This is a genomic window from Paenibacillus sp. cl6col, assembly GCF_900102125.1.
Lineage (GTDB): Bacteria > Bacillota > Bacilli > Paenibacillales > Paenibacillaceae > Paenibacillus_B > Paenibacillus_B suaedae.
Window position 1 is genome coordinate 526,439 of sequence record NZ_FNAZ01000002.1, and the last position, 12,959, is coordinate 539,397.

11 protein-coding genes are annotated in these 12,959 nt (G+C 46.4%); 10 read left to right on the forward strand and 1 reads right to left on the reverse strand.

The window, feature by feature from the left end:
- Window position 1 precedes the first annotated feature (1 nt).
- The gene (locus BLS15_RS06560; RefSeq protein WP_090510536.1) at window positions 2-739 is read left to right on the forward strand and encodes a DUF4247 domain-containing protein; all 738 of its coding nucleotides are present in this window, start codon (window positions 2-4) and stop codon (window positions 737-739) included.
- Between the two features lie 132 nt (window positions 740-871).
- Here the strand turns inward: BLS15_RS06560 and xerS are convergent, their stop codons facing one another.
- Window positions 872-1,960 (reverse strand): tyrosine recombinase XerS, encoded by a 1,089-nt coding sequence (gene xerS, locus BLS15_RS06565; protein WP_021253856.1) that lies wholly within the window; start codon window positions 1,958-1,960, stop codon window positions 872-874.
- Between the two features lie 146 nt (window positions 1,961-2,106).
- Here xerS and BLS15_RS06570 point away from each other — a divergent pair, with 146 nt between their 5' ends.
- The 9 genes from BLS15_RS06570 (at window position 2,107) to rbsB (ending at window position 12,634) form a co-directional block, all read left to right on the forward strand.
- Complete coding sequence (locus tag BLS15_RS06570; RefSeq protein ID WP_090510539.1) at window positions 2,107-3,468, forward strand: MATE family efflux transporter; 1,362 nt, start codon at window positions 2,107-2,109, stop codon at window positions 3,466-3,468.
- Window positions 3,469-4,038: 570 nt separating this feature from the next.
- Entirely contained in the window at window positions 4,039-5,796 is a 1,758-nt protein-coding gene (gene abc-f / locus BLS15_RS06575; RefSeq protein WP_090510543.1) for a ribosomal protection-like ABC-F family protein, read from the forward strand.
- Window positions 5,797-5,850: 54 nt separating this feature from the next.
- On the forward strand, window positions 5,851-6,495 hold the full coding sequence (locus BLS15_RS06580) for a histidine phosphatase family protein (RefSeq protein ID WP_090510965.1): 645 nt from the start codon (window positions 5,851-5,853) through the stop codon (window positions 6,493-6,495).
- Window positions 6,496-6,838: 343 nt separating this feature from the next.
- Window positions 6,839-7,828: a LacI family DNA-binding transcriptional regulator gene (locus BLS15_RS06585; RefSeq protein ID WP_021253852.1), complete on the forward strand. Its 990-nt coding sequence runs from the start codon at window positions 6,839-6,841 to the stop codon at window positions 7,826-7,828.
- Window positions 7,821-8,699: a ribokinase gene (rbsK, locus tag BLS15_RS06590; protein ID WP_090510545.1), complete on the forward strand. Its 879-nt coding sequence runs from the start codon at window positions 7,821-7,823 to the stop codon at window positions 8,697-8,699. Before BLS15_RS06585 ends, rbsK begins: the two co-directional genes overlap by 8 nt.
- Window position 8,700: 1 nt before the next feature.
- Window positions 8,701-9,099, forward strand: a complete 399-nt coding sequence (rbsD, locus tag BLS15_RS06595; RefSeq protein ID WP_090510550.1) for a D-ribose pyranase — start codon at window positions 8,701-8,703, stop codon at window positions 9,097-9,099.
- A gap of 147 nt (window positions 9,100-9,246) precedes the next feature.
- Entirely contained in the window at window positions 9,247-10,728 is a 1,482-nt protein-coding gene (locus tag BLS15_RS06600) for a sugar ABC transporter ATP-binding protein (protein WP_090510555.1), read from the forward strand.
- Window position 10,729: 1 nt separating this feature from the next.
- A complete protein-coding gene (rbsC, locus tag BLS15_RS06605; protein WP_021253848.1) occupies window positions 10,730-11,698 on the forward strand; it encodes a ribose ABC transporter permease RbsC in 969 nt (322 codons plus the stop codon).
- A gap of 18 nt (window positions 11,699-11,716) precedes the next feature.
- The gene (gene rbsB, locus BLS15_RS06610) at window positions 11,717-12,634 is read left to right on the forward strand and encodes a ribose ABC transporter substrate-binding protein RbsB (RefSeq protein ID WP_028533030.1); all 918 of its coding nucleotides are present in this window, start codon (window positions 11,717-11,719) and stop codon (window positions 12,632-12,634) included.
- The last annotated feature ends 325 nt before the right edge of the window (window positions 12,635-12,959 follow it).

The following is a 12,959-nucleotide window of genomic DNA, read 5'->3' on the forward strand; positions in this document are numbered from 1 at the left end:
TATGCGAAAATTCGGATTGGATTCAATCAAATGGCTTGTCATTTTCAGCTTACTGATTCCGTTGCTAACGGCTTGTGGACAGTATGATGTAGCGGAAACGTATCCGCTGGAGTCTGTTAGTCGTGATGGTAAGAGCACTTCCTATATTTATCGCGCTGAGAATACGAAAGTGCCTGAAGTGGCCAAGGAGATTGCGGATAAACGCAAGCCGAAGCAGACTTCTGAACAGAGCGATGAGCGAATGTTTCTCGTCTATGATAATGAGCTCATACAGGTGCAGCGCGACAAGGACAAACCAGAAGATTCGATTATTGAAGTGGCTTCACAGGAATACGTAAGGCAGAATTATGATCGAAGCTTCTTGGAGATGTACCTGCAATATAAGCTTCTCGATACACTGTTCGATTCATTAAGCGGGTATGGGAAGTACCGGGGTTATAATGAGCGTCGTACATACGAGCCGACGAAATCATACCAAAAGCCTACGGTGGAGGATAAGAAGAAGGCTCCTCCAATGACAGTGGATCGCAAGGGATCCATCTTCCGCAGAGGCTCCTCGACAGATACGTCGAAGAATACGGGGGGCGGGTTCTTCTCAAGGCAGCCGAAGGATAATAGCAATCGCGGCTCCATATCACGAGGGGGGAGCGGGGGAAGTTATAATCCACCGAAAGTAAAAAAATCGAAACCGCCGAAGACTCGTTCCGGTTCGGGAAGTATATTCCGCCGAAAGCGATAGCAGAAGGCAAATAAGAACCGCTCTTCTAGGATAGAAGAGCGGTTCTTATTTGATACTATTTCATTATAGTTGGTACACAATGGATTTTCCATCCAATCCTCCTGATATTCTTCCAGGGGAAATTAGAAGAGATTACTCTTCCTCGTCCTGCCGCCGCTCAATAGCTTCAGACATCGTCTTATCTGTCAGGTGTGCATAGATCTCCGTTGTCTCTGTCGAAGCGTGGCCTAACTGTTCCTTTGTTTTGTAGATGTCATTTTGCAAATAATAATCTGTGGCGAATGAGTGCCGAAGCTTATGTACAGTTAGAGCAGGCTTGCCGTATCTCTTTGCATATTTAATAATCATCTGCTGAATAGCACGCTTCGTCATGCGGTTTCCTTCCTTCTCGCCATTCTTGATCGCGAGGAAGAAGGCTTTTTCCTTTTTAGGCGCTGCATACCGAGTTGATCTAGCCTCCAAGTATTCGGCCAAGTCCTGTCTTGCGCTGTCACGGTAATAAACTGGAGTCTTGAACGTCTCATCATTATGACCCTTGCGGTATACATAGACGAGCTTGTTGTTCATATCGACATCATCCATGTTGAGATTCACAACTTCGCTAACCCGCAACCCGGAATTCAGGATTAGGCTGACAATGGCAGCGTCCCGAACTGCATTCTGCGCATGCGCATATGCAGCTTGTTTGTTATTGGCTACATCTTGGGCATAACCATCCCGCACATAATGAATGAACCCGTTAATTTCATTATCTTCAAGCAGCTTACCCTTCAGCTTAGAGGCGCTGTCTTTTGGTTTATGCACGCGTTTGATTTCGATCTTGGCCATTACATTGCGCTTCAATAGCGGGTAGAAGTTCTCATCCTCCGCAATTTGGCTCAAGTAATGGAATAAGGAGCGCAGGGATGACAGCTTGCGGGACACAGTCACACGAGCATTGGTTGTTTCTTTGTATGTCGTCAAATAAATGCGAAACGAAGTGATATGCTCCATGCGAAGCGATTCCAAATCTAATAAGGTAACATCCTTCTGATCATGCGCATCGGTTAATCGCTCGGACACGAGCCAGCCCAGAAATATTTCGTAGTCCCGCACATATTCCAACAAGGAGGATGGAGATAAATCGGGCATTTTATATTCAATGAATTGTTGCACGTACCAGGGCAGGGACGGCAGCTTGTGCTGAAGCACAGCACGGTCTCTCGTCTTCTGAATCGTCATATTGGGCAGAGACCTCCTTCCATACTCCTTCTATTGTAATGAACGAGTGATCCCGCGTAAAGGAGTCAATGGTCAAATAGTTGTTCAAACCAATGGGGAGAGATGCTACAATGGTTAAAGTTGTGCATACAAGGAGATAAGAAGACATGAAACAGACTTACTCATTAAAGCAAAAATTGATTCAAATGCTACATATTTTATTGCCCATATTCGTTACGCAAGTGGCGATGCAGCTGATGACATTCTTTGATACGGTCATGTCAGGCAACTACCGAACTTCTGACCTGGCAGGTGTAGCGATCGCTACGAGTATTTGGGTTCCTGTATATACAGGTATAAGCGGGATTTTTCTTGCGGTGACGCCAATTGTGGCGCAGCATATGGGAGCAGAACGCAAGCAGTTAATTGCTCCAAGTGTGACCCAGGCAGCATATTTAGCGGTCATCTTCGGAGCTGCTGTCATTGGGATCGGTATATTTGCGGTTGATCCGATTCTAACCTTTATGAAGCTGGATGCGGATGTTCACCGGGTGGCAAGAGAATATTTGACTGCAATCGGATTCGGAGTCATTCCATCCTTCCTTTATACCGTAATGCGCGCCAGCATTGATGGACTTGGCTTAACTCGGGTTACGATGATCATTACCCTGCTGTCCTTCCCAATTAATGTGCTATTGAATTACTTGTTTATTTTTGGAAAAATGGGACTTCCTCAGTTCGGTGGGGCAGGGGCTGGAATAGCAACGGCAATTACGTATTTCATTATTACATGCATTGCATTTGCATTTTTGCGTCGTAACAATCGCATGCGGGAAATGGGCATGTTTCGTTCTTGGAAGGGGATATCGCTTACCCATTGGAAAGAGATTCTTCGCATCGGGATGCCGATCGGCTTATCGATTTTCTTTGAAGTAAGTATTTTCTCCATGGTAACCATATTCATGAGTGAATATGACACGGCAACAATTGCAGCACATCAATCGGCTCTCAATTTTGCTTCATTATTATACATGCTTCCGATGAGCATCGCGATGTCATTAACGATTCTCGTTGGATTCGAGGTAGGCGCTAAGCGATTCAAGGATGCGAAGACCTATGCGAGACTTGGTATATTTACAGCGGTGGGCTTATCCGCGCTATGTGCGGTATTTCTGTTCTTGTTCCATAATGAAGTGGCAGGCATGTACACGAAGGAAGCGGGTGTGCGTGAGATTACATCGACGTTCCTGATGTACGCGATATTCTTCCAGCTGTCTGATGCAGTTGCGGCACCAGTGCAAGGAACGCTTCGCGGCTATAAAGATGTGAATGCCGTGTTCATGATCGCATTCGCCTCATATTGGATTGTTGGTCTACCGTTAGGCTATGTACTGGCGAACTGGACGGATCTGCAAGCGTATGGCTATTGGATCGGACTGATTAGCGGTCTAGCAGCAGGCGCTGTTGCGCTGTTCACACGGCTTGCAATTGTAGAGCGGAGAGTAATGAAGAACGTACAAACAAATTAGTTAATGATTTAATAAAAATTGCATTTATCAAACTCATTTCAGTAAACTATTTGAAACAAGAGGGCATCTGCTCTCTTGTTTTTTGTTAGGTGATGTTATATTGAGTTCATGATTTAACCAACAATTTGCTACCCGCAAATTTTTTATATGAAGTAATGTTCAATATTTGTATACTTTTTTAGTTTAATGTGATAGGCTAGAAACGAATATGTAAGAGGAGGTATCTATTTAAGGACATGTGGACTAACTAATTGGACTCGTTATGGAATTGGATAACAACGATCCAGTGCTCTGCCGCAATGGTGGAACGGTTAGAAAACACGTGTGCCTATTTACAGATACTCCTTATCGTAATAGTTCGGACAGAGGAAGCAGTGCAGGCTGAATTAGCTTGCTCCTGTTTTGTTTTGCCGCGACTTGTACCTATGCGTAAGCTACAGAGTGCTTATGGAGGGTATGCTATTTGTTTACGTTAGGGTTTCTTTATCGCACAATCTAATCGTGACTCATCGGCAGAGGCCGGTGAGTTTTTTTGTTGCGCTTAGTTGCGCGGATAAAGGAGGTAAACGTATGACGTTGTTGTTAAGCTGCAGAAATTTAGCGAAAGCCTTTGGAGATTTACAGGTGCTACGAAATGTTCAGCTCGATATTGCCAAGGGGGATCGCATTGGACTGGTCGGATGCAATGGTGCAGGCAAAACGACACTCGCCCAGTTACTATATGGAACAGTAAAGCCGGACACAGGTGTGATCACTTGTTTTGGAGATTCGATTGACATTGGATATTTAAAGCAATCGACTTCGTATTCAGTTCAAATGTTCAGTGAGATGTCGGTGTGCATGCTGGAGAAGGATGGGGCTTCCTCATTCATGACTGCAACAAGCATGATGGGCGTAAGACAGGTGCAGTCGTGGGAAATGGAGAGAGCTCGTCATCTGAGCGGAGGGGAGCGCACGAAGTTGGCGCTAGCTCATATCTGGTCAACTCGCCCTCATTTATTACTTTTAGATGAGCCTACGAACCATCTAGACTTGGATGGTGTGGAATGGTTGATTCGAGAACTGAATTCATACGATGGTTCGATGCTTGTCATCTCGCATGATCGATATTTTCTCGACCGGACGGTTCAGCGCACTATTGAGCTAGAGGATGGGGTTGCTCATGAATACATGGGGAACTACAGCGCGTATCGCGATGAAAAAGCTCGAAGATATCAGAATCAGCTGCATCAATATGAGACGGAGCAAAAGTATAAAGCAAAAATAGAAGTTGAAATCAACCGCTTGGAACAGTGGTCTTCCAAGGCGCACCGAGAAGCAGGCAAAGTTGGTAAAATGGCAGAGATGCGCACTGGGATCAAGGAGTTCTATCGTACCAAGGCTAAGAAAATGGATCGACAGGTGAAATCGAGGATAAAAAGGCTTCGTCGAATCGAATGTGAAGGAATTCAGAAGCCGCGAAAGGAGCAGCAGATTTATTTTGAATTTGATCATCCCGACAAACGGGGGAGACGAATGTTGGAAGCCAATCGGATTCATAAATCTGCAGGGAATAAGCTGCTGTTCCAGGATAGTTCATTTACCGTTCAGCGTGGAGATAGAATCGGACTTCTAGGGCCAAATGGGTGCGGCAAATCAACACTTATCCGGATGTTAATAGGGCAGCTTCAACCTGATCGTGGAGAGATCTGGCTAAGTCCAAGCATCAAGCCCGCCTACTTATCTCAGGAGCTGGACGATATGGATGTGGAGCAATGCGCATTGGAATGGTACGGGTACGACTCTGATAGTCTTGCCGAAGTCCGAACGGTACTCGCTCAGATGGGGATAGAGGCAGAAATGTTGATGAAGCCGATGAAGCAGCTGAGCCTAGGAGAACGGATGCGTCTCAAAATCGCGAACTTGATCGTCAATCGTTCAGACGTGCTTGTTTTGGACGAACCAACGAACCATTTGGATTTACAGAGCAGGACGCAACTGGAGGAAACGTTAACCTCGTATTCTGGAACGATGCTGATCGCTTCCCATGATCGGTATTTTCTCGAACGAGTATGTCAAAAATGGCTGGTTTTTCATGACGGCAAAGTGACACTGTCACAACGCTCATTAAGTCAGGCAGTGCAAGTTGGCGATGATGGACAAGGTTCGGATCAGATGGCCTCCTCAGATGAGGTGTATGATCGGTTAATGGTAGAACATAAGTTATCCCACATTTTAGCCGAGCTATCACTATGTAAACCAGGAGATAAGAAGTATACGGTACTAGATGAGGAATATCGGTTGTGGCTCCACAGAAAGAAGCATTTGGATCAATCTAGGCATAAATAGCTGAATGTAACGAATCATAGGAGTACATACGTGCATGAGAGGGTGTCCAACAATATGAGAATGAAAAAGTATGTACTCCTGCCAATATATATGGCTATTCTGATGTTCATGTCGGGTTTCCAAAGCGGAAGTATTGTGCGAATGAATATGCCTGAAAATGAATTAGACTCTGTGGTGCACGCCTTACAAAAAGGCGGATATATTTTGTATATGAGGCATGGCGAAGCTACGGTTGGGCAGGATCGACCGGCCGTGGATTTTCATGATTGCTCGACGCAGCGCAATCTGAGTGATACCGGAAGAGAGCAGGCTAAAATGCTTGGGGAGTCTATGCGCAAACTCAATGTTCCTGTTCAATATCCAGTTGTTGCGAGTCCATATTGCCGAACCCGAGAATCGGCAGAACTTGCCTTTGGTTCAGGCAATGTGGCTGTCGATCCTTCTTTGGCGGCTATCGCTAAGCTTAGCGATAGCACAATTTCAGCTGTAGAGAAACAAAGCATTGTGACGCAGGTAGAGAAAATGTTCGAGGTAGTACCCCCGTCTGGAACGAACAAAGTAATCATCGGTCACGCTTTTCCTGTCGGTGTTGCTGTCGGTGAGATCCCTTATATGGGGTCTGTTGTGATTAAGCCCAAAGGGCCGGGGAATGGGTATGAGATTGTCCAAAAAATCAGTCTTCAAGATTTCATGAGATAGGATTCCGAACAAGCAAAAGTTCCTTCATTTCGGAAGAAGGCGATCCGCCCTCCGTTTTACCGCATTACAGGATGATTGTAGAACGACACAAACATTGGTTCAAGACATCTTTACTAAATGGGAGGAAATCCAAGGTCAAGGACTAATGTTTGTGTCGTAGATTTTCAACTACAAACACTCCTCAGATTCTACTTGATCAGAACCGCAGCCTGCCATGACCACTAAAAAGATGCTGCCAGCCATCCCACCTAGATAATGGAACAGCCATAAACCTTGTCAAAGGTAAATGATTGTGTTATTTTATATGTGTAACCGGTTTCATATTTAGAGGTGAGTAACAACGATGGCAACGATTAGAGACGTAGCGAAACATGCGGGCGTATCCGCAGCAACCGTATCGCGGGTAATCAACGACACTGGATATGTGCATGATGATACCCGTAGGAAGATTGAAAGCGCAATCAAAGAACTTCACTATACGCCGAATGAAGTAGCTAGATCCTTATACAAGCGAAAATCCAGACTGATCGGTTTCCTACTCCCTGATATCACCAACCCTTTTTTTCCTGAATTGGCGCGTGGGGTGGAGGATAAGATGCAGGAGAATGATTTTCGAATCATTTTTGGCAATAGCGATGAAAATATACAAAAAGAAAAAGAATATATCCAGACCTTCGTACAAAATAATGTGGTTGGCGTGATTGCATCCACGAATCATCCGGATGCAGATATTTATCGGAAGCTGAAGATTCCGGTAGTATTTCTCGACCGTACGGTGGACAATCGCCCGTCGGTATATGCGGACGGACATGAAGGTGGAAAAATAGCTGCCCATGAAATGATTGCCCGCGGCAGTCAGCGGATTACGGTCATGCAGGGGCCGGCTTCCATTCGGCCGGCACAGGATCGTTATCAGGGCGCAATTAATGTGTTGAACAGTCATGGGATGGATTACAACGTAATCCAGACTACATCGTTTTCGTTCACGGAAGCAGGAAAATGGGCGAAGGAATTGTTCGAGCGTTATCCGGACACGGATGGCATCATAGCCAGCAACGACATTGTTGCTACGGCGGTGCTTCATGAAGCGCTTAGGCTTGGCAAGAATGTGCCGGATGACGTGCAAATCATCGGCTTTGACGATATTCCGCTCAGCAGTCTCTTAACACCAGCACTGACGACGATCAGGCAGCCCGCTTATGATATGGGCAGAGCCTCGGCAGACCTTTTAATACAATTATTAGAGAATGAACATGTAGATCAGAAAATCATACAAATGCCCGTGACATTTACAGAGCGGGAAACAATGAGGAAGGTGGGGCAACATGGCTAAAATTATTGTAGTAGGAAGCTCATCGATTGATTTGGTCGTTACATCATCCAAACGCCCGGGGGCCGGTGAAACGGTTCTCGGGGAAAGCTTCAAAACCGTTCCTGGAGGCAAAGGAGCGAACCAGGCCGTTGCCGCAGCGCGGCTCGGAGCCGACGTAACCATGATCGGGCGCGTAGGAGACGATGCATTCGCAGCGCAAATTTTGAACAACTTTAAGCAAAACAACGTTTGTGTCGACAATGTGGAACCGGTTCCACACATGGAAAGTGGAACAGCGCATATCATTTTGGCAGAAGGTGATAACAGTATTGTTGTTGTGAAAGCAGCTAATAATGAAGTTACCCCGGAATATATCGACCATACGAGGGAAGCTTTTGAAGGAGCGGATATGGTGATGATCCAGCAGGAGATTCCGGTGGAAACCGTTACTCATGTCAGCCGGATCTGCAAGAACCTTGGGATTCCGCTGCTGCTCAACCCAGCGCCAGCACGTCCACTTGATGATGAAGTAATCGAAAATGCCGCTTATATTACACCAAATGAGCATGAAGCGAAAATCCTGTTTTCATCTCTAACCGTTTCCGAGGCGCTGCGCAAATATCCGAACAAACTGTTTATTACCGAAGGCAGCAAAGGAGTACGTTATTTCGACGGCTCTAATGAAGTACTCGTACCATCTTACAAAGTGGCCGTGGTGGATACGACAGGCGCAGGGGATACCTTTAACGCCGCTTTTGCGGTCGCACTGGCTGAAGGAACAGCGATTTACGATAGCGTCCTTTTTGCCAACCGTGCAGCTTCCTTGTCTGTAACGAAGTTTGGTGCGCAGGGCGGCATGCCATATCGTCAAGAAGTGGAGGCGCAGATGTAACATGAAAAAACAAGGCATCTTGAACAGTCATATTTCGAAAATTTTGGCCGATTTGGGCCATACAGATACAATCGTCGTCGCCGACGTCGGTCTTCCCATCCCGGAAGGGGTCAAGAAAATTGATTTGGCGCTAACGTTAGGTACACCAAGCTTTGTGGAAACGGTCAATGCCATTGCAGCCGATATGGAAATCGAAAAAGTGGTGATTGCGAAAGAAATCAAAGCGCAAAATCATGAAGCAAATGCTTATATTCAGCATAAATTCGGAGATTGTGAAATCGAGGATTGTCCTCACGAAGAATTCAAGGAACTGACTCGCAAGGCCAAAGCTGTGATTCGCACGGGCGAGGCTAAACCGTTCGCTAATATCATTTTACAAGCAGGTGTCTATTTCGGTTAGCAAGCGTGTGCTTTCGAAGACAGTTTTGCCGAGAAGAATAATCAGAGGAGCAATGCTCGCAAAACTAAGCGTAAGCTTCCGAAGTAGTTTTGCTACGAAGTCATCCATAGGAGCCACGCTCCGCAAAACTTTTAAGGAGGAGCCATTATGCAGATTCAAATGAAAGGAATCCACAAAGCCTTCGGCAGCAACCAGGTACTATCCGGCGTCGATTTTGACCTGCGCGAAGGTGAGGTTCACGCCCTCATGGGTGAGAACGGTGCGGGCAAGTCCACCCTAATGAACATTCTGACGGGCCTGCATGCAAGAGATAAAGGAACCATCCTGATCGACAGCAAGGAAACGTATTTTGCCAATCCGAAAGAAGCGGAGCGGCAAGGTATCGCTTTTATCCATCAGGAGCTAAATATATGGCCTGACATGACCGTGGTGGACAACCTGTTCATCGGGAAGGAGATGTCCTCGACTTGGGGACTTCTAAAATCCAAGGAAATGAAGGCGCTTGCAATCGAGCAATTCAAAAGACTCTCCGTTGACATTCCGTTGAATATGGAAGCAGGACAATGCTCAGTGGGACAACAACAAATGATTGAAATCGCCAAGGCACTGTTGACGGACACCAAGGTTCTTATCATGGACGAACCAACCTCGGCGCTGACGGAAAGAGAAATTCAGAAACTATTTGAAGTCATTCAGTCCTTGAAAAAAGAAGGAGTATCGATTGTTTACATTTCACACCGGATGGAGGAGATCTTCGAAATTTGCGACCGGATCACGGTTATGCGTGACGGCCGGACGGTAGACACCAAGCCAATTCCAGAAACCAATTTCGATGAAGTCGTAAAGAAAATGGTCGGCAGGGAGCTGACTGAACGCTACCCTGCTCGCAATCCTTCACCAGGTGAGGTTGTCCTGGAGGTAGAGCATGCAACTCGCAAAGGATCGTTTGAAGATGTAAGCTTCAGCGTTCATCAAGGTGAAATCGTTGGTTTCTCTGGCCTGATGGGTTCTGGACGCACCGAAATCATGAGAGCACTGTTCGGATTGGATCGGCTGGATCAAGGCGAGGTCCGTATGTTTGGTAAGAAGGTCGAGATCAGAAAGCCGGTCGACGCAGTTAATCATGGAATCGGTTTCATTACGGAAGACCGCAAAGACGAAGGCTTGGTACTGGACTTTTCCGTTCGGGATAACATGGTTCTTCCAAGTATCAGCGGTTTTACAAAGAAAGGAATCATCTCGACGCAAAGTGAGAAGGTGTTCGTGGATGCCTTAATTAAGCGGCTGCAGATCAAAACACATTCAGCGGAAACCGCAGCTGGAAATTTGTCCGGCGGTAATCAGCAGAAGGTGGTTATTGCCAAGTGGATAGGCATCGGTCCGAAGCTGTTAATCCTCGACGAACCGACACGGGGCGTAGACGTTGGCGCTAAGCGCGAAATCTACCAGTTAATGAACGAACTGACAGGCCATGGCGTTGCCATCATTATGGTATCTTCCGAATTGCCTGAAGTGCTCGGCATGAGCGACCGCATCGTTGTTGTTCACGAAGGGCGAATCACAGGAGAATTAACGAAAGCAGAAGCGACACAGGAAAAAATAATGACGCTGGCGACAGGGGGAAAGTGATATGACAACCATCAATGATACAAAAACAAGCAAAGGCTTTCAACTATCGCAAATGACGCAGAAACTCGGACCACTACTTGGTCTATTCATACTGATTGTCATTGTATCCATTCTTAACCCAAGTTTTTTGGAACCGCTTAACATTTTGAACTTGCTGCGGCAGGTATCCATCAACGCGCTGATTGCGTTTGGCATGACCTTCGTCATTCTTACGGGCGGGATCGACTTGTCCGTCGGCTCAACCCTGGCATTATCAAGTGCGTTTGTAGCCAATATGCTCGTAGCCGGATATGATCCGATTCTGTCAATCCTCGCCGGCTGTTTGCTCGGTGGTGTGATGGGGATGATTAACGGTCTTCTGGTTACACAGGGCAAAATGGCTCCGTTTATCGCTACACTTGCAACCATGACGATATTTAGAGGACTGACGCTTGTTTATACAGACGGAAATCCGATTACCGGGCTTGGTGACAGCATGACATTTCAATTGTTCGGACGCGGTTATCAGTTCGGCATTCCGGTTCCAGCAATCACGATGATTATTGCCTTCGCAGTATTGTGGGTGATTTTGCACAAAACTGCATTTGGACGCAAAACCTATGCAATCGGCGGTAACGAGAAAGCGGCTATCGTATCCGGTATTAAAGTGTCACGCGTTAAAATCATGATTTATTCCTTAGCAGGTATGCTCTCCGCTTTGGCCGGGGCTATCTTGACTTCGCGTTTGAACTCGGCGCAGCCGACTGCAGGTACATCTTATGAACTTGACGCAATCGCAGCGGTTGTCTTAGGCGGTACAAGCCTTTCCGGAGGCCGTGGACGAATTGTCGGTACGCTGATTGGTGCGCTCATAATCGGTACTCTGAACAACGGACTTAACCTGCTCGGCGTATCTTCCTTCTATCAAATGGTGGTAAAAGGTATCGTTATTCTGATTGCGGTGCTCATCGACCGGAAGAAATCTGCTTAAGCGAGAGGAGAGAATCACATGAAAAAGCTAACGATAATACTGTCAGCGTTATTGCTCATTTTAACTACCGGCTGTTCTCTGGAGCCTCCAAGCTGGGCGAAGCCAAAAGCGGGTGGGGACTTAAAGGATATGAAAATCGGTTTGTCCGTCTCTACATTGAATAACCCGTTCTTTGTTTCCTTGAAAGATGGCGTTGTAGCCGAAGCTAAAAAACACGGCATAGAAACAATTGTCGTCGACGCGCAAAACGATTCGGCGAAACAAAGCAATGACGTTGATGACCTGATGCAAAAAGGCGTTAATGTACTTCTGATTAACCCTACCGATTCCGCAGCCATCTCGACTGCCGTTCAATCGGCGAATAGTCTTGGTATTCCTGTCATTACGCTCGACCGTTCGGCGGATCACGGCAACGTTGAAGCACTGGTGGCTTCAGATAATGTCAAGGGCGGCCGCATGGCGGCTGAATTTATCGAGAACCTGGTCGGCAAAAATGCGAAAGTCATTGAGCTTGAAGGTGTAGCGGGAGCATCAGCGACCCGTGAACGCGGCAAAGGCTTCCACGAAGTGGCCGACCAGACTTTGAAAGTTATTGCGAAGCAAACGGCGGACTTTGACCGTACAAAAGGTCTCAACGTGATGGAAAACCTGCTTCAAGCAAATCCTGATGTACAAGCTGTGTTCGCACACAATGACGAAATGGCGCTAGGTGCGATTGAAGCCATTAAGAGCACCGGCAAAAATATTCCGGTTATCGGATTTGATGGCAATGACGATGCATTAAAATCGATTCAGGAAGGCAAGCTGACAGCAACCGTAGCACAGCAGCCTGACCTGATCGGACAGCTTGCGGTGCAAGCCGCATATGATGTGCTGCAGGGCAAGACAGTGGAAAAAACCATTCCTGCGCCGCTGAAGCTGGTGACTAAGGAATAAGTTGTGAAATAAGTGTGGACGATTATCCGTTTAAGAAGCTTCCTTAATAGCAAACAGGCTCATGTTTGGGCCTGCTGCTGTTAAGGGAGCTTTTTTTGTTAAGCACTAATCATGATGCTGGGTGAACTATGAGCCGAGAGATGGACACTTTAAAAAAAGTGCCTCTCTCGGGTTCTTTACGTTTATAATTGAATTTATTTATTGAGAATGGAGTATGAGCATACGGTGTAGCGAGTTACAAATCAAAAAACTTGAGGGAAATCCAAACGTATTGCGTGTATCAGAGTCGAATAATATATCCTTCACTCCTGCCTTTAAACTTGCT

Excerpts from the sequence above, each read along its gene's own strand:
- BLS15_RS06560 (WP_090510536.1), top strand. The coding sequence starts at position 2 with ATGCGAAAATTCGGATTGGATTCAATCAAATGGCTTGTCATTTTCAGC.
- xerS (WP_021253856.1), bottom strand. The coding sequence starts at position 1,960 with ATGACGATTCAGAAGACGAGAGACCGTGCTGTGCTTCAGCACAAGCTG.
- BLS15_RS06570 (WP_090510539.1), top strand. The coding sequence starts at position 2,107 with ATGAAACAGACTTACTCATTAAAGCAAAAATTGATTCAAATGCTACAT.
- abc-f (WP_090510543.1), top strand. The coding sequence starts at position 4,039 with ATGACGTTGTTGTTAAGCTGCAGAAATTTAGCGAAAGCCTTTGGAGAT.
- BLS15_RS06580 (WP_090510965.1), top strand. The coding sequence starts at position 5,851 with ATGAGAATGAAAAAGTATGTACTCCTGCCAATATATATGGCTATTCTG.
- BLS15_RS06585 (WP_021253852.1), top strand. The coding sequence starts at position 6,839 with ATGGCAACGATTAGAGACGTAGCGAAACATGCGGGCGTATCCGCAGCA.
- rbsK (WP_090510545.1), top strand. The coding sequence starts at position 7,821 with ATGGCTAAAATTATTGTAGTAGGAAGCTCATCGATTGATTTGGTCGTT.
- rbsD (WP_090510550.1), top strand. The coding sequence starts at position 8,701 with ATGAAAAAACAAGGCATCTTGAACAGTCATATTTCGAAAATTTTGGCC.
- BLS15_RS06600 (WP_090510555.1), top strand. The coding sequence starts at position 9,247 with ATGCAGATTCAAATGAAAGGAATCCACAAAGCCTTCGGCAGCAACCAG.
- rbsC (WP_021253848.1), top strand. The coding sequence starts at position 10,730 with ATGACAACCATCAATGATACAAAAACAAGCAAAGGCTTTCAACTATCG.
- rbsB (WP_028533030.1), top strand. The coding sequence starts at position 11,717 with ATGAAAAAGCTAACGATAATACTGTCAGCGTTATTGCTCATTTTAACT.